At 61.8% G+C, this 17,533-nt stretch carries 13 protein-coding genes; 4 read left to right on the top strand and 9 right to left on the bottom strand.

Annotation, left to right across the window (positions count from 1 at the left end; genetic code table 11):
- Positions 1–36 precede the first annotated feature (36 nt).
- The 4 genes from ACYQ2I_RS17150 to ACYQ2I_RS17135 form a co-directional block, all read right to left on the bottom strand.
- Entirely contained in the window at positions 37–375 is a 339-nt protein-coding gene (locus ACYQ2I_RS17150) for a hypothetical protein (protein WP_460168256.1), read from the bottom strand.
- Positions 376–469: 94 nt separating this feature from the next.
- Positions 470–1,583 (bottom strand): peptide chain release factor 2 gene (gene prfB, locus ACYQ2I_RS17145; protein ID WP_460168255.1). Its coding sequence is split into 2 segments (ribosomal slippage): positions 470–1,507 and positions 1,509–1,583, totalling 1,113 coding nucleotides; the frame shifts between segments, so codons are not numbered across the junction.
- Positions 1,584–1,731: 148 nt separating this feature from the next.
- Entirely contained in the window at positions 1,732–3,432 is a 1,701-nt protein-coding gene (locus ACYQ2I_RS17140; protein ID WP_460168254.1) for a tetratricopeptide repeat protein, read from the bottom strand.
- Between the two features lie 177 nt (positions 3,433–3,609).
- Positions 3,610–4,380 carry a hypothetical protein gene (locus tag ACYQ2I_RS17135; RefSeq protein ID WP_460168253.1) on the bottom strand — a complete coding sequence of 257 codons (771 nt, stop codon included), beginning with the start codon at positions 4,378–4,380 and terminating at the stop codon, positions 3,610–3,612.
- A gap of 681 nt (positions 4,381–5,061) precedes the next feature.
- Between ACYQ2I_RS17135 and ACYQ2I_RS17130 the strand changes: the two genes are divergently transcribed.
- Both ACYQ2I_RS17130 and ACYQ2I_RS17125 read left to right on the top strand, forming a co-directional pair.
- Entirely contained in the window at positions 5,062–6,093 is a 1,032-nt protein-coding gene (locus tag ACYQ2I_RS17130) for an FHA domain-containing protein (RefSeq protein ID WP_460168252.1), read from the top strand.
- A gap of 173 nt (positions 6,094–6,266) precedes the next feature.
- A complete protein-coding gene (locus tag ACYQ2I_RS17125) occupies positions 6,267–6,650 on the top strand; it encodes a diacylglycerol kinase family protein (RefSeq protein WP_460168251.1) in 384 nt (127 codons plus the stop codon).
- Positions 6,651–6,666: 16 nt separating this feature from the next.
- On the opposite strand, the gene ACYQ2I_RS17120 is transcribed toward ACYQ2I_RS17125, so the two are convergent.
- The 5 genes from ACYQ2I_RS17120 to ACYQ2I_RS17100 all read right to left on the bottom strand — a co-directional run bounded on the left by ACYQ2I_RS17120 (position 6,667) and on the right by ACYQ2I_RS17100 (position 14,586).
- The gene (locus ACYQ2I_RS17120; protein WP_460168250.1) at positions 6,667–7,188 is read right to left on the bottom strand and encodes a hypothetical protein; all 522 of its coding nucleotides are present in this window, start codon (positions 7,186–7,188) and stop codon (positions 6,667–6,669) included.
- Positions 7,185–8,132, bottom strand: coding sequence for an FtsH protease activity modulator HflK (gene hflK, locus ACYQ2I_RS17115; protein ID WP_460168249.1), 948 nt, complete (start codon positions 8,130–8,132; stop codon positions 7,185–7,187). The genes ACYQ2I_RS17120 and hflK overlap by 4 nt, the downstream gene beginning before the upstream one ends.
- 54 nt (positions 8,133–8,186) lie before the next feature.
- The gene (hflC, locus tag ACYQ2I_RS17110) at positions 8,187–9,110 is read right to left on the bottom strand and encodes a protease modulator HflC (RefSeq protein WP_460168248.1); all 924 of its coding nucleotides are present in this window, start codon (positions 9,108–9,110) and stop codon (positions 8,187–8,189) included.
- 52 nt (positions 9,111–9,162) lie between these two features.
- Positions 9,163–12,261, bottom strand: coding sequence for a cation-translocating P-type ATPase family protein (locus tag ACYQ2I_RS17105; RefSeq protein WP_460168247.1), 3,099 nt, complete (start codon positions 12,259–12,261; stop codon positions 9,163–9,165).
- A 105-nt stretch (positions 12,262–12,366) separates the two neighbouring features.
- Positions 12,367–14,586: a glycoside hydrolase family 5 protein gene (locus tag ACYQ2I_RS17100; protein ID WP_460168246.1), complete on the bottom strand. Its 2,220-nt coding sequence runs from the start codon at positions 14,584–14,586 to the stop codon at positions 12,367–12,369.
- Between the two features lie 266 nt (positions 14,587–14,852).
- On the opposite strand from ACYQ2I_RS17100, the gene ACYQ2I_RS17095 reads away from it, so the two are divergent.
- On the top strand, positions 14,853–15,725 hold the full coding sequence (locus ACYQ2I_RS17095) for a hydroxypyruvate isomerase family protein (RefSeq protein WP_460168245.1): 873 nt from the start codon (positions 14,853–14,855) through the stop codon (positions 15,723–15,725).
- Between the two features lie 184 nt (positions 15,726–15,909).
- The gene (locus ACYQ2I_RS17090) at positions 15,910–17,478 is read left to right on the top strand and encodes a hypothetical protein (RefSeq protein ID WP_460168244.1); all 1,569 of its coding nucleotides are present in this window, start codon (positions 15,910–15,912) and stop codon (positions 17,476–17,478) included.
- Positions 17,479–17,533: the final 55 nt, after the last annotated feature.

The following is a 17,533-nucleotide window of genomic DNA, read 5'->3' as shown; positions in this document are numbered from 1 at the left end:
CAACACGGCCGTTGCCGGCGCAGGCCGCGTTCGACGTCAGGAGGATTCCTTTGCTCTGGCCGCGTCGCGCTCGCGGCGGGCCAATTCCAACGTCGAGGGGCGAAGACCTTCCGTACCGTCGCTCTCGGCACCGACCGGTCCCGCATCGACCGGCGGGCGCGGCGGTTCGTACACCTTTACGTAGTCGAGGTCGAAGTCGTGCCAGCCGGCGTCGGCGGTACCTTCGAAACGGACGAGTACGCGGCCGTTGCGGTTGACGGCCACCACGCGCCCCTTCTTTCCGGCAAATCGGCCGAAGCGTGCCGGATCGGCATCGACGACCACTTCCCGGCCGACGTATTCGCTTTGCAGTTGCTCCCAGCGTGATTCGTGCATCGAGAATCCTCGCTGTCGTTCGGCGTTGCCCGAAGAATCCCGCTTTCGAGATTCGAGCCGTGCCGGCGACTTCCCGCTCGTTCCGCAACGGAGGTCAGCTCGCAGGGGCGTTCTGCACGCGCCACCGCAGGTACGATTCGAGAAAACCGTCGATTTCGCCGTCCATCACGGCATGAAAATTGGAAACCAAGTGCCCCGTTCGCGTGTCTTTCACACGTTGCTCGGGGTGCAAAAAGTAGCTACGAATTTGCGAGCCGAAGCCGACCTTCGGCTGCATTTTGTACTTCGCGGCCTCTTCGGCCTCGCGTTTTTCTTCTTCCAGCCGAGCCAGCCGCGCGCGAAGCATCTTCATCGCGGTAGCCCGGTTTTGGTGCTGGCTCCGTTCGTTTTGGCACTGCACGACGATGCCGGTCGGCAGGTGCGTGAGCCGGATGGCGCTGGAGGTCTTGTTCACGTGCTGACCGCCCGCCCCACCGGCGCGGAAAACGTCTTCGCGGATGTCTTCGTCGCGAATTTCGATTTCGACCTGATTGTTGATCTCCGGCGATACGTCGACCGCGGCAAAACTGGTCTGGCGTTTGCCTTCGGCGTTGAACGGGCTGATTCGCACGAGGCGGTGGATGCCCGTCTCCCCTTTCAGGTAACCGTACGCCATCGGTCCGCGGACGGCGATCGTCGCGCTTTGGATTCCCGCCTCTTCGTTGTCTTGCCGGTCCAGCAACTCGACTTCGTAGTCGTTCTTTTCGGCCCAGTTGATGTACATCCGCAAGAGCATTTCGGCCCAGTCGTTGGCGTCGGTTCCACCGTCGCGGGCGTTGATCGCAATGATCGCGTTGTTCGCATCATGGGGACCGTTGAGCAGGGCCTTGACTTCGAGCTGCTCCCGCAACGTTTCGAGTTTGTCGAGCGTTTCGGGAACCTCGGCGGCAAACGACTCGTCTTCCTCGGCCAGCTCGAGCATGGTATCGACTTCTTCGAGCAATCCGAGGGCTTCGTCGAGCGGCTTGAGAATCGCCTTCAGCCCTTTCAATTCACCGACGAGTTCCTGGCTTTTCTCCTGGTCGTTCCAGAAGTCGGGGCTGCTCATCGCCTGTTCGATTTCATCGGCCCGTTCACGTTTGCGGGCGTAGTCAAAGGGAGTCCCGCAGTTCGACGATTTGCTCGCGAAGCTCCCGGGCACGATCGACGTATTCTCGCGGTACGGCCATTTCTGTTCTTTCCGTCGGTTATCGCTCGGTTCCTGAGTGGTCCGGTTCACGGCTTCTCGCCGTCGCCCGCACGCAAGCATTCGCGTCGGACGAACCGATCATTATAGCAAACCGCCGTCGGCCGCAAACGGCCCGACAAGCCCGCGGCTCATGAACTCGAGTCGTCCGCAACCTCGCCGGCCGCGGCATCGATCGATTGCAAGAACTCGGCGACTTCGGGCGAAAGCGTTTCGAGATCGAGCGGCAAGGGCCGTCCCGAAAACCGCTTCTGCCAGGTTTCTACGAACTCACGGAACTGTTTTCGGAGCAGTCCCGAGTGGGGTTCCAACTCCAAGGCTCGAGCCTGCGATTGAATCGCCTTCGAGAGCAATCCCTGACGGAAATACGCGCGACCCAGCGTATCGTGATACGCCGAGGTATTCGGTTCGAGTTCGACCGCCGTCTCGGCCAAACGCACCGCTTCCCCGAAGGGATCTTCGGTGTTCGCCAACAACCAAGCCAGTTGGTTGTAATTGGTCGGCGACTTGGGGTTCGACTCGATCTCGTCGCGATAGCGATCGACGGCGGCGGCGATCTTGTCGACGATCTCTTTCCGTAGGTCGGGGCGATCCTCGCTAAACCGATAGAAGGCGATCAACGTGTCGATCTCGAAGGGATAGATTTCCAACGCTCGCCGTAAGGACGCGAGTTGTTTTTCGGCGTCGCCTTCGGCGGCATACTTGCATGCTCGGAAGTATTCGCCGCGTGCCTGCAATTCGCGGAACAGTTCGTCCCGGCCGAATTGCAGGTTTTCCACGGTATCCCCGAACTTGGCGAAGTAGGCGTCGACCGTCTTGGCGGCCTCTTCGTCGAGTCCTTGGTCGTGCCGCATTTCGGCCAGTGCCGAACACCCGAATCGCCCGGCCAATAGTTCGTCGGAATTGCACAGGATTTCGAATTCACCCGCCGCCCAATCGATCAGGCCGCGCTCGCGCAACTTGTAACCGGCCGTGAGGTGGGCTTCGAGAGACTCGCTGTCGATCGTCCCCATCCGCGACCGAGCTTCGCGGACATAGCGTTCGGCATCGTCGTTGCGTCCGGCCTTGCGCAATTGCTCGGCCGTTTCGTACAGTAGCAACACATCGATGCGAACTCCGTCGCCGGTAAGGCCGCCCTCGTTCCGCCGGAACCGATCGAGCACTTCCTCGGCAAAGGCGATACCGTCGGCGTCGGTGTGCAGCCGCTGAAAAGCAGCGACCGCCGCCGCGGGCAAATCGGCCTGGAAATCGGGCAGCTCGCCTAGGGCCGTCAAATAGGCCGCCAACTCACGACGCCCCGCCGGTCGCCGGTACAGCAACTCGTAAGCCGCGGTGAAGGCAGCCCCTTCGTCGGTTTCACAGTAGGCGATCCGTGCGAGCGCCGCCAGGCCGCGGTAATCGCCCAGCTCGCCCAGTTGCGAAATGATCTCCAATCGACGTGCCAACTCCGTTTGACCGTATGCCGCCATCAGGCGCTGCACTTCGGGCGGATCGGTCGGTTTCACCCATTCGATTTTGAGCCGTTGAAGGATGTATTCCGCCCGCGTCGCGATCTCGAGATCGTCGCTTTGCAGCGCTTGACGCAGCAAGGGGCGGACGGCGATCCCCATTTCCATCAACCGACGCTGCGCCTCTTCGCGGACGTAATAATCGGGATCGCCCAACCGGTGAACCCATTCGGCCGCATCCTCAGATGCCTCGGCAGCCTGCGCTATCCGGCTTCCCGGAACATCGACCGCCTGCACCGGGCCGCAAAGCCCACCGAGTGCGCACACCACAATCAATCGCACGAGGGCGGTTCGAACGCGCGCATCACCAAGTATCGACGCCATGGCTCACCATTTGAAAGAGTTCGACGAATCGCCGCGGAAGGCAACGCGGTCTGTACCGCCCAGATCGCAGCGATCGTCACCGGCTCATATATCCATTGTAGGCCGCGCCGACCGGGCAAGACTACCGATATTGCCGGTTTCGCAGACAATTCCCCTTTGCGCGGCCCGTTACCGCCGCTAAAGCGATTGCAGGTATTCGTTGAACGGTATCGACCGGAAGATGCGACGATACTCTTCGACTTGCCGAATGCGTTCTTTGTCGGCCACCGAAAGCGCGTCGGCGAATCGGTGTTCGGCAAAGACCGTCTTGGGCCGTTTGGGGAGAAAATCGAGCAGGTTCTTCGGCTTTTGTCGCAATCGCACCGAGACGGGCAACCGTTTCGCCGACCGCAGCTTCTTGTTGATTTCCAAGCGTAAAAGCGGCGGACGACTACCCGGCGTCAACAACGGATTCACCTTCGCCGACAGATCGCTGAAGGTCCAGTAGCGGGCAAGCATTTCTTTCGATTCGGCTTCGACCGTGTCGAATGTGTACGTAAGCCAAGGTGTGTCGAAAATCCAGGTGGCCCCGTCGTTTTCGGTTTCGACCTCGAATGTCGGATCGGCCAAGAATCTCAAGTAAGGATCGTCCTGCTTCGATGCCCAGGTGACCATCTCGGCGGTCAGTTTGTCGACCGTGTCGAATTCCAACTCGGTCATCTCGCGCCGGACAGGATTCAGCAGCACGACACGTTCGGCCTTCAGGTCGAATACCATGATTTCTTGCGGCGATTCGAGAAAGTCGTAGACCAAATCGCCCTGAAAGAGGGTGACGCTGCGGGTGGAGGGAGTTTGTTTCGATCCCACATAGATTTCGTGTTCGACACGAAATTCGACTCCCGACCCGGCATAGGGAACGCCGACGGCAACGCTGAAGATCAAGAGCATCCAAACGCGGCGTTGATCCATGTGTCGGCTCCGTGCGACGAGAATGAAGGAGAAAACTCACGCCTTGTGAACGAAAAGCGAGGTACCGTCAGCCCTCGGTCCGGCAGGGCCCAACGGGCCATCGCGCGGCCGGTGCCGATCCAAATCCACGCGAAATCCTTCCGCCGACCTTCCGCAGACTACCAAAAGAATCCGGCCGCGTTAACCCGGCTTGGGTGAGATCGTCCCCGCTCGCGAACCAATCGAAAACGGCAACGCCGCAAAGAGGGAAGGCTCGGTAACGAACGCAGCGAGAAGATGGGGGGTATGTGTAATATACGCAGCTTGTGTTGAACACAGGACAAACGGGCTGAATCCGGCGTTTCGGCTGTGTCCGTTTGCCCGAAGCGCTTGGCAATTCGATGGTTATTGCTTGCGGAGAGGCAAGGGGGGAATTAGAATTTTTTATGGTAGTCAGGGGGGGGCCGAACGTGAGGGCAATTGCATGTTGCATGCAATGTCAATCCTCACTCCGATTGAAACCTGCCGTTTCGGGAGTGTGGTCTCGCCGACTACCGTATCCCTCGTGTCGGCGTGGGTCGCCCTGCATTGTACCGTTGCCGTAATCACCCGACAGATGCTCCCCCGATCGGCGCCCCGCCGGATTGTTATGGCCTACCGTACCTGCCAGATTCGCCTCGCTGCCACGCGATTCCGTTGACCATGCGCATTCGTCTTACCGTCGTTCGAGGCAAGACCGACAAAAAGTCGGTGCAACTCTTGTTGCCGGCCGTCATCGGCCGCAGCCGCGAGGCCGACTTGACGATCGTGCATCCGATGATCAGCCGGAGGCACTGTGAATTGCGTGAAGAGGGCGGTTTGGTGCGGGTGCGCGACCTGGGCGCCCTGAACGGTACGTTCCTCGGCGATCGTCAAATCCACGATGAAATCGTCCGCCCCGGCGATCTCCTCACGATCGGGCCCATGACCTTCGAAGTCGACTACGAGCCCAAGCCGTCCTCCGAATCGACCGACAAATGTCATGTCGGGCCGCTCTCTGAGGAGCAGCTTTCCGACATGGTCGTGGGCTCGGGTGTCGCCTCGTCACATTCGCGCGAGCGACATTACGACTTGGAAACCGAACCGCAACCGGCCGCGACTGCCGCCTTGGAAGAGAACGCCGAATCGCCCGGCGAAGCGGAACCGGCGACGTCCCCGCCCGAATTGCCGGCCGTTGCACCGCAGAATGAACAGGAATTCTCGGTGGACGGCGAAGCGAAACAAGGCGACGGGCCGGACGACGTTTCGGCGCCGTCGATCGCCCCGGAACCCGGCGAGAGCGATTCCGACGTGCAGATTTCGCCCGACGCCGCCGACGACACCGAAGTGGAAAAACCGGAAGCATCGCCCGAAACAACGGACGAAGCGGACACCGAACCGCCGGGTATCGCACCGCCGGACGGTGCACTGCCCGACTTTTCCGCCTTGGCCGCGGCATGGGACAACCCGCCGTACGAGGTTTCGAGCGAACCGACGTCACCGGTCGTCACCGGCGAAGCGTCGGACACCGAACCGGTCGAAGCCGCAGGGGCGAGTGAAGAGGCCCCTGCCGCCGACGACGTCGAACAGGACGCCCTACCGTCGGATGAACAACCCGACATCGCCATCAGGCCAAGCTTCAGCACTCCGACCAAGCCCGCGTCGACATCGAACGACCGTTCGGGCAAGGGCTGGTGGCCCTTCTCTCGGCGCTGAGGCGCCCATTCGAAGCCGAGCCTGACCGGATACGGCGCACTTCCCGGCAAACCGTCGACCTGCGGGGCTGCGTGTGCGCGCATGCAGCATGTGCTACCATTGACGGAAGGGGCGAAGGCCGCGCCGTGCATCCACCGCCCCCTTTCCGCCTACCGAATCAACGAACTGCCGTCATGCGAAAACCGCCGATCAAACCCGTCCGAACATGGAGTCGCAAGTTTGGGGATGCGTTCCGCGGCTTGTGGTACGGGATTGCAGGGCAGAGTAGTTTTCTCGTGCATTTCGTCGTTGCCGCGATCGTGGTGATTTGCGGCTTGGTGTTGCGCGTGTCGCCGATCGAATGGTGTTTGCTGGCGACCGCGATCGTCGGCGTGTTTGCCGCCGAGTTGTTCAACAGCGCCTTGGAGTGGCTGGCCCCGGCCATCACCGAAGAGTACGACGACCATATCCGCACGGCCCTGGATGTCGCCAGCGCTGCGGTTCTGTGTGCCTCGTGCGGCGCGGCCGTCGTCGGCTTGATCGTTTTTACGCCGCATCTTCTGCGATTGTTGCCGTAGTGTGCGGCGCGTCTTTTCACTTGCCGGCGGACGTTCTTCCGTCGGCTCCTTCGGCGGCATCGGCGCCGTTGCGCTGGGGCAAGGGTACCTCGAACACGGGCGTACCGTAAGGAATCTCAGGCTGGTAGTATTCGGCGGATTCGAGGGCCGTAATGATCCAGCCGCCGCTTCGTTTTTCGAGCGTAAAACGCTGGCGCTCGCTGCGATCTTCGTAGACCAGGTCCACATCGAGAACGACACGTTCTTCCGACGATTCGGGCGCACGGATCATGTTCAGGGCCTTGAGCCCCTGTGCCGTTTGCTTCAAAGCGCGCCGGAAAGCATCCGCCCCTTGCTCGCGCCGTGTCGCTTCGAGCCGATTCTTCAGTTCGCCGTCGGTCAACCGCAGGTAAGCGGAATCGTCCCCGGCCTCGGCGGCGTCGAAAAAGGCGGTGACGGCCCGCTCGGGCGAGTCGGGCAACCGGTTTCGACGCTGAAGCACGACCGCCAACACGATCAATGCGGCAACCAGTGCGATTTGCCATCCCCGGCGTTTCACGGTCGGGCCTCGAACACGTTGAGTTCCATTCGGTCGGCGACCTTGTCGTCAAGCATCACTTTTTGCATGCGCGGTACGACTTCTTCCAGGGTTTGCAGCAGCAGACGCCGTTCGATGCGTTCCCGCCCCAAGGCCAATTCGTTTCGCAGCGATTCGAACCGCTCGACATCGCCGTGGGCCTTGGCGAGGACGCTTTCGCGGTAGCCGGTCGCCTCGGCCAAAATCTGTTCGATGCGGCCTTCGGTTTGCGGCTTCAGGCTTGCCGCGTAGCCCTCGGCCTCGCGGACGAGTCGCTGCTTGTCCTCCAGTGCGGCGGTGACGTCGCGAAATGCCTCTTGGACCTCGCGAGGCGGGGCGGCCCGCTCCAAGGTCACGCCGGTGATCTCGACGCCCAGGTCGTAACTGCGAAGCTCCTGCATGGCCCGGTCGCGAACGAACTGTTGGACGACCGGCCGTTCGGTGGTCAGAACGGCATCGACGGTCTTCCCGCTGACCGCGCGGGCCAAGGCGGCCGAGGCGGCATCGGCGACGATCTTGGGAACATCGGCCGCATGGTACAAATAAGCCTTCGGATCGGCAACCCGATACTGGACCACCGCGGTGATCTGGACGAGGTTTCGATCACCGGTCAGATACTCGGCAGCCTGCTGATCGGTGGGCCGCCCCAAGTCGCGATCGACGATCGAACCGCCCACCGTCACCCGCTTTTGCTCCGAAACGCGCACCCGATCGACGCGATCCAGTCCCCAGGGCAAACCGAAATGCAAACCGGGCTGCCGGATCTCGGACAACACGCGACCGAATCGGCGCACCACCGCCCGCTCGTTGGGAGAGACGGTGTATACGCCCGTTGCCGCGTAGACGACCGCGCCCCAAAACACCAGCGCCGCCCACGGGAAAGGCTTTTTCGGTCGAACGGGTTCGGGATGATACGTCCGGTGCACGGTCGGTATTCCGTTTCTACATGGCGTTCAACGCGCTGTTCAACTCTTTGCAACTCAGTGGGCCGTTTCGTTCGATACCGGCTCTGCCGAAACGGCCTCCTGGTCGCTCGATTCCAGCGTGCCGTTCAAGTATCGAAACAGCGGCGAATCGCCGCGCAGGAAAACGGTCGTCTTTTCGTCGAGGATCTTGCGATACGCTTCGAGCGTTCGCAGAAATTCGAAGAACTGCGGATCCTTGGCGTACGCTTCGGCGTACAGTCGAGCGGCCTCGGCCTCGCCTTCGCCGCGGAGCTTGGCGGCCTCGGCTTCGGCCTGGGCGATCAAGATCTGGGCGTTCTTGTCGGCCTCGGCGCGAATTTGCGTCGACTGTTGTTCGCCTTCGGCGCGATACTGGCGAGCAAGGCGGGCACGTTCCGCCCGCATCCGCTGGAAGACGCTTTCCCGCACTTGGGCGGGCAACCCGATCCGCTTGATTTCCACGTCGACCAGCGCGATGCCGTAGCTTTCCGAGGCTTGCTTGCGGCAGGCCTCCGCCACGCGTTCGACATGCTCGGCCAGTCGGTGTGATTCGGGCTGATCGGTTACCAGCTCGTCGAGCGGGGTGCGCCCGATCTCGGCGGCCATCGCGGCAAAGACGATGTCGTGCAGTCTCGCTTCGGCTCCGGAAACGTCTCCCACCGTATTCAAGAACGCCATCGGATCGGCGACTTTCCAGCACACGAACAGGTCCAGGTCGAGGTTCTTTTTTTCGACGGTCAGGAATTCGGAAGGCCGCGGATCGTAGATTTGCAGCCGCTTGTCGATCCGCAACGCCGATTGATAGGGCGGCTTGACGTGCAATCCCGGATCGTCGAGGACCGCCACCGGCTTGCCGAACTGCGTCACGATCACGTATTGGGTTTCGTCGACGAAGACGACGCTGCGCACGCCGGCGACGATGAAGATCCCAAACAGCAACAAGATCCACACCCGTTTCATGGGACGTTCTCGACTATCACGATTCGACGTTGGTAGCGGTAATCGGGTATCGTCACGGATTGTAGGCGTCCGGTGGGAGTTCCGGTTCGACGGGGCTCGGTTGCGGCAACAGCCCTGTTGCACCGGGCCACCACCACACGCGGCGCGAACCGGTGCCGGCATCGAGAATCCACTTCCGCCTGCCCGACAGAATCGATTCTTGGGTCTCGATCCGGTGCCGGAATTCGGCGGCTTGCGGATCGATTCGATAGGCCTCGGCCAAGGCCCCGAGACGTGCCGCTTCGCCCTGAGCGACGCTGATCGCTTGTGTCTTTTCCGCCTCTCCGCGGGCTTTCGTTGCGGCGGCTTCGGCCCGACTTTGCCGATCCTTTTCGGCCTGGTAGGCCAGCGCCTCGCTGATGGCCGCTTCTTTTTCTTCCATGGCAGCGGCTACGTCGCGGAACGCCGACACGACCTCCAGCGGCGGATGAATGTCGCCCAGACACACCGATTCGATCTTCAAGCCGGTCTTCCACGCATCGAGTTTTGCCTGTGCCGCGGCGGCGATCATGTCTTCCAACTCGTGACGATCCGAGGCCAGTACGGCGTCGCTTTCGCGGCGGGCCATTTCTTCCCGCAAACACGCCTCGCAGGCGGCACGCACGAGACGATCCCAGCGGTTTTCTTTCGTCACATCGGGCAGCACCTGCGGCGGGACTGGCTCCGAAGCCGTCGCGGTTTGTGCGGCGTCGGTTGGGACCGGCGCCGCAGGCTTCGGTTCGACAGGCGGACGGCGCACCCATCCGAGCAAGGCCGACCATACGTTTCGCAAATCGGTCGCAAGGCGGCGTCGTGTGTCGTCACTTCCTCCGGCCGAAAACAACGCGGTCGCCGGATCGACCACTTGGTACTGGACGATCACGTTGATGTCGACGAGGTTCTGATCGCCCGCCCACAACTCGGCTTCTTCGGGCACGCGGGTGTATTGCCCGCCGCGATGCTGCACGTTCCATTCGTAGGAAGGCGGTTCGGCGGCCAAGCCTTCCTGCACGCGAAAACCGATCGGCACGCGGCGCGTCAACGCGGTCCGCACGCGATCCACCTTGCCCAACGGATACGGCCATGTGACGTGCAAGCCCGGCCCGACCGGCTCGCCGACGTACCTTCCGAACACCCGAACGATCGCCGTCTCGTTGGGGCCGACGACGTATACGCCCGAGGCGGCGTACGCGAGTAACGCGATTGCAACGGTCCCTCCGGCCCACAAGGGGCGGCGCCGTCGCACGTCTTCGCGAAAGTGCTTCCACCGATGCTTGATCTCGTGACCGTCGACCAACAATCGCAGTGAATTGAGGACGACCGTCAGCGAACTGACCTGGTGGATGATCGCCCCGGCCACCGGGCTGATCCAGCCCATCGCGGCGGCCAGCACCGCGGCAATGTTGAACAGCAAGGCAAAGGCGATGATGTTCTGCCAAATAACCTTGAGCATCAAGCGGCTACGGCGGACGGCCTCGGCCAGCTTGCGGAGATCGTCGCCGACGAGGATCAAGTCGGCCGCTTCGATGGTGACGTCGGCGCCCATCTCGGCCGGAGCGATTCCGACGTCGGCCGCCGCCAGCGACGGCGCGTCGTTGATCCCGTCGCCCACCATCGCCACGGGTTGATAGTTGCGCCGGATGTCGCGGATCGCCTCGACCTTTTCGGCGGGCAACAGCTCGGCCCGCACGTCGTCGATCCCCAAACGCGAGGCGACCATCGCCGCAGCAGGGCGGGTGTCGCCGGTGAGCATCGCGATCCGTTCGACCCCGTAGCGACGAAGCCTCGCGACGGCGGTCGGGGCCTCGGGACGCAACGTGTCGGCCACGGCGATCAGACCGATGACGCGATCCTCTTGGACCACGTACACCACCGACCCTCCCTCGCCGGCCAGCCGTTGTGCGGTTTGCGAAACGTCTTCGCTCCATGCGGCGCCGCATTGTTCGACGAGTCGTCGATTCCCCACCCACACGAGCTTGCCGTCGACGACGCCTTTGGCGCCCAAACCGGGCAGGGCCTCGAATGCTTCGACCGGCGGAACCGAGAGGTTCTCGGCCGCCTCGACGATGACCTGCGCAATCGGATGCTCGGAATGCGACTCGACGGCCGCCGCCGTTGCCAACACGTCCGACTTCTCGACGCCGTCGAAGGCCGCTACTTCGGCCAATCGGAGTTTGGCTTGCGTCAAGGTGCCCGTCTTGTCGAAAACGACCGCCTGCACACGGCCGAGCGTCTCGAGGACGGCGCCGCCCTTGGCGAGCACGCCCTTGCGAACCAGGCCGCCGAGCGTCGCGGCCACGGCGGTCGGCGTTGCGAGCACCAGTGCGCACGGACAGGCAACTACCAAGATTGTGACCGAGCGGCTCACGTCCCGCGTGATCAGGTACGCTGCGGCGGCTGCAATGAGCACGATGGGCACGAACCACGAGGCGTAACGATCGGCCAATCGCTGGGCGGGTGCCTTCGCTTCTTCGGCGTGTTCGACCAGATGAATGATCTTTTCGAGCGTCGTTTCGTGCCCCAATCGCTCGACGGCCACTACCAACGAACCGTTGAGATTGATCGTCCCGGCGAACACTTCGTCACCGGGTGCCTTGTCGACGGGCAAATGTTCGCCGGTGATCGTGCTTTGATCGACGGCGGAATTCCCGGTAAGAACGCGACCGTCGACGGGAATCTTGTCGCCCGGCCGCAAGAGAACGACATCTCCGGCTTGGATTTCCTTGGCCGGAATGACCATCACCACATCGTCGCGCCGCACACGTGCGGTCTCGGGCCGCAACGCCAACAGCGAAGCGATTCCCGCCCGCGTCCTACCCACGGCGTAGTGCTCGAGACTCTCGCCGATGAGCATGATGAAGATGACTTCGGCGGCGACGTCGTACTGTCCGATCCAAAGCGCCGCCAAGGCCGCCAGGGCCACGGCCAGATCGGCGGTGATCTTCCTCCGAAAGAGGGAACCGACCGCCGTCGCAAAAATGGGATACCCCCCGACGAGGGCAAGAATCAGCGCCAGGTCGAAGCCCATCAGCGCGCGGACCGAACCGGTCACATACGCGGCCAAGCCCGCGCCGACCAACACCGTCAACAAGAAATGACGCCGGTGCGGATCACCGAACAGGTCCGAAAACATGCTGCTCTCGCCAAGGATGCCCTGTTTTGCCTAACTTGTCCAGAATAATCCGGGCGGGGGACTACCGCAATCTGAGTGTGGTGTCGGCGAGAACCGCAACGGCGCCTAGCGGCTCACTTCGAGCACGTACCACAACGTACCGGAGTCTTCCAGTTCGAGTTCCCAGCCGTCGCCGGATCGAGCAAGCGGAATGGATCGGTCGGTGGGCGCGCCGACCGTGGTCAGGGGAACCGCTCGAACGCCTGCGGCGTCGATGCCCTCCAGGCGAATCCGGCCGGTGACCGGGACGGTTCGAATCGGGGCTCGTCCCCACTCGGCGAGCGTCTTTCGATCGGCTTCCCACTTTTGGCCCGTGTTGCACGTCTTGGCGGTCGTAACCAACAACAACCGAGTGGCCTGCGTGATCGCCGAATCGTCCAGACTGGTCAGGACGATCGCGGCAAACTCGGTTTCGACCTGCGGCGCCAGGCACGTCGTGCGATGGGGGGTTCCTCCTACATATCCGACGACCGCTTGCGTGCGGGGCGAATCGACGGTAACAACCCCGCGGTTCTTATCCGCGTCGAGCCATCGTAGTTCGCCCGTATCCGAGACGATCTCGCTCTCGGGCGCCGCCTGCGGAAACGGATCACTCGGTCGGCCGTCGAGCGCAAATCGGGTTGCGTGGACCAGGCCCGCGCTGCGGGGGAAGCCGGGCGTGAAGAACGGGCTCTCGTTGCGGTCCATCCGCAGGGCTTCGACGATCGTCTGCTCGTCGTAACGACGGACGACCGTCTTCCGCGAGGGAGCCACATCCTTGCGGTGCCAAATCAGGCCGCACACCGCGGTGTTCACGACCTTCATCGGATCGACGCTGAAGTCGAACCATCCCCGATTCCGAATGCCGGCCGCGGGATCGTTGTACCGGCCCCGGCTCCACGAAAACCAATAGATGCCGTCCCAATCGTGAAACAGCGCGTAGACCGTCAAGATGGGAAAACCTTCGCAGGCATACTCGTGGGGAAAGGGATGATTCGTTTCCGAGATCGTGAACGGCAATCCTTCCACCGGCGAGCGGGCGAACTGCACCACCGTCGAATCGAGCGGATCGTTCACCATCGGCGTATTTTGAATGCGGGTTTTCTCGCCCAACGACGGATGCTGCCAGTAACCGTGCCCGTCGATGTAATCGAACACCATATTCGACGCGATATGGGCATAGGCGGCGTAGCGATCGTTGTGATCGGCTGTTCCCACCAGCAGCGAGCGGACACCCAATTCGTCCCGCAGCAGGCGGCGCATCCCCTCGAAAAAACGGCGTTCGACATCCATGTAAAAACGGGCTTCGGTTCCGAACCGCAAGGCCGAAGCCTGCCCGAACTGGTCGGGCCGCAACCGCGGAATCAGTTCCCCCTCGGCCGTACCGCACTCGTTGCGAATTCGAGTCAAGACGTCGGGCGCGACGTTTTCCTTCAACCACCGGTTGTACAGCTCGGTCAGTTCCGCGGCATACGAAACAGGGATCGGCGACCACGTACTCGGGCTTTCTTCGTTTTTGCCGACCAAGCGCCAATTCACCCACCCTTCGAGGACCGAGTTCTCGTTGACCATTTCGACGACGGCAACCGCCGGTTCATGCCGGTACTCGTTGCCCGTGTACCGATTGCGGTGCGTCAAGAGCCGGCGCGCATACTCGTGCTGTAATTCGATCAGCCGCGGATTGAAATACGTCGCCGATTTGCCGATCCCCAAATACTCGTAGTCGCGGACGCCGTCGCCCGGCCGATACCGGCGCAACACGTTCAGGTTCAAGTTCGTGTAAATCCCGCGTTGTTTCAGTTGGTAGACGAAGTAGTCGAGCCGTTCGAGGTTTTCTTCGTCGAGCGTGCGGGTGGTGTCGCTGTCCGCCGGAAAGATGCTCCGGCCCCAAGTCGAATCGAGATGATGGAAACGCACGATGTTGAAACCCAGCCGCGCGAAGTCGCGGGCGATTCGTTCGGCTTGGTCGTGATCGGGAAAGCAGTCGCTCCCGCATACGTTCGTACCCCACAGACGCAGCCGCTTGCCCGAAGCCGTCACCAGGTGCGAGCCTTCGACGCGGACGAAGCCTTCCTTGCCCGCGGGCGCTTGGAGGTATGGCGACAAGTCGAGCACCGATTCGTCGAACCGTTCCCAATCGAAGCGGATCGGCACGGTGCCTTCGTCGGCGGGAATCAGCCGAGGGGATTCCTCGCCAAACAAGACGGTTGAATTTCCGCAAAGCACCCAGCTCGCCGCCAGTACGACTGCGGCAATACAAACCAGCCGCATGCACGTTTGCCGCAAGCCAATCGATACGAACGTCATGGATGTCCTCTCCCCGTTCCTATGTGCCTATTCGTGCAAGACGTTGCTCGAACGCAATTCGTCCGAGTCGGATTCGTATCGCCTTACGATAATCACCTCTTGATCGGGATGCCAATTCCGAATTCTGCAAGCGGTTGGGCACCCGCAGAAGCCGGGCTTTGCTTTCCTTCACTCGCCAACGCGACTACCATAGAAAAGAAGCGTTTCCCACCCTTCCCAGTCGATCCAGTCCCGCACATTCCTCACTACACATCGGAGATGAACTCATGAAGACTCGCTTTTCGCGTCGCGGCGTTTTGGGAACGATGCTGGCTTCGGGTGCCGCAGTCGCGGCGTTCGTCCGCGGCGGTCGCACGCCTGCCTTCGGTGCCGAGCCGCTGAAGGGAAACATCAATCATTCGGTCTGCCGCTGGTGTTACGGCAAGATTTCGTTGGAAGACCTGTGCCAAGCGGCCAAGCGAATCGGCTTGAAGTCGATCGAACTGTTGGGCCCCAACGAATGGCCCGTGCTGAAAGAATACGGACTGACCTGCGCCATCGCTCAGTCGGGAACCGGACTGACCAAGGGATTCAACAATCCGGCCGAGCATGAACGCTTGATCAAGGCCTACGAAGAGCTGATCCCGGCGGCGGCGAAACACGGCATCCCCAGCGTGATTTGCTTCTCGGGCAACCGCAACGGCATCAGCGACGAAGAAGGCCTGAAGAATTGCGCCGAAGGGATCAAGAAGATTATCGGCCTGTGCGAAAAGCACAAAGTCAACCTGGTGATGGAGCTGCTCAACAGCAAGGTCAACCACAAAGATTATCAATGCGATCACACGGCCTGGGGCGTCGAGCTGTGCAAGATGATCGGCTCGGAACGCTTCGGCCTGTTGTACGACATCTATCACATGCAGATCATGGAAGGCGACTTGATTCGCACGATCAAGGAAAACGCCCAGTACCTCAAACACTACCACACCGGCGGCAATCCGGGGCGTCACGAGATCGACGAAACGCAAGAGATCTATTATCCCGCGGTGATGCGGGCGATCGTCGAAACCGGCTACACCGGCTACGTGGGTCAGGAGTTCATCCCGACCGGTCCGGATCCGTTGGCTTCACTGGAAAAGTGCGTCCGCATTTGTGACGTGTAACAATAAAGCGGGGCATTCGCCGGGCGCGTCGCGTCCGGCGAGGTTCCCGAACGCCGTCATCCCGGAAATCATGGATCGTTGAAAGGGGGCGTCGTCGCGCGCATTCGGCGTCGGTCGTACAGTGCGCCGAGAATCGTCTTTCCGGGGCGGCGGACCGTCTTCTCGATACCGGGAGCCGTAGCTGGTGATCGTCGCGTGGGCCAAACAGATTTGCCGACTCTTCAGCGTGATGGATGCGCTGTATGTGGTCGGCAATTTCTTGTACAAGCGCAGCTTGCGGTACACGGTGGCCTCGGCCACGGTGGCGTTGGTAGGTTACCTGGGAAATCTCCTGCCCGGCGTCGAGACGTATCCGGCGAAGGTGGCGTTGCTGTTGCCGCTGTGCGTGGGCGGTACGACGATCACCCTCGGCCTCCTGCTGAAGATAATTCCCAGTCTCATTCAGTCGCGGCTGGTCACGGTCGCCCAGGCCGCCGACCTCGACTTGATGGAGAACTACCGCAAGTGGCGACGCGAACGCCATCTCGAATCGTTGTGGAAACGCGTTTACCGGTTTGAATGGCAGTTGGGAACGCACGTTTGCCGCATCCGCCCGCATCCGGAAGAATGCCCCCCCGAGATCTACGACACCGAACCGGACGGTCCCACCGACGAATCAACCGGCCGTGACCAATTCTTGCGGCGTGCGCGGTTCGCGCTCGATCGCGATCAGCCCGAGCCGCGGCAGCGTTATTATCTGGGGTTGGACCTGCGCTACCTGGAAGATTGGTACAACGGCGCGTACTTCGACCCCAGCGACCGCAAGTTGATGGAGCAGTTCGCGGCAGCTTCAACGTTGGTCAAGGTGCGCAATGCCGCCGGTTATCGCGGAACGACCTCGTTGGCGGATCTGCCGTTGACGCTCTTCGGCCGGTTTTGGTTCGCCATGCTGTGCCGGGCCGTCGAAATGCGAATCGGCGAGTCGGTCGAATGCCTGAACCGGCAATTTCACACCGATGCCTTCAACGCCCAAGCAATCCTTTGGCCGGGAGAAGAAGAGGAGGCCTGGATCGCCGACTTCGGCCCCCAAGCCAAGCCCGCCGTGTTGTACCACCGACGGCGCCTTCTTTGGCGCATTTTCGGCGACAACGACACCGAGATGTTCCGTATCGTCGACCGATTCGTGTGGCCGCAACTGGTCACGGCTTCGACATTGCGGGCAATGTACGACCCGGAATACGTCGACGGTTCCTTGGGCTACGACGTGTTCACCGACCTGGCCGACGGTCCGCTTTCCGAGGCCAAGAAGCACCGGCTCAAGCGGCTGAAGCACCGAGCCGAAGAAGACCGCCCGCGGCTGAACGCCTGCCTCCAGCATAAGGTATTCACCCGGCTGACGCCGCATCCGCTGGAAGACGACGAAACGTATCGTGCCCTGCGCATCGCGGTGCATACGAACCGGCGTTCTTTGCGCGACATGCTCGGCAAGTTCGCCGCGAAGCCGCATCGTCGTACGGAACTGGCGTTGGCGATGCTTCCGGCGGTCGAGTTCGTCGTGTCGCACCGTCGGATGTTCACGAATCACCTGCTGGCCCTGCGCGTGCATCACGAGCTTGCCCGCCTTCAGCGAAACGAATACCGGCAGTTGCTTTCCGATTTGCTGGCATCGTGTCGCGATGTCGATCCGCTGGTCCCCCCGGAAATGTCGCCCGCCGAGTGCGGACGACGCGAGACATCCGCCTGGGAGACGGTCGCCGACGCCCTCTCGGAGTGATCTCGCCTTCGAACGTCCTCCATCGTCCCTTCCTACCGAGCCAATGAAAGTTCGA

It is taken from the genome of Thermostilla marina, from assembly GCF_054657455.1.
The sequence above is the reverse complement of the archived record's forward strand: the minus strand, read 5'-3'. Positions and strand labels throughout refer to the sequence as shown.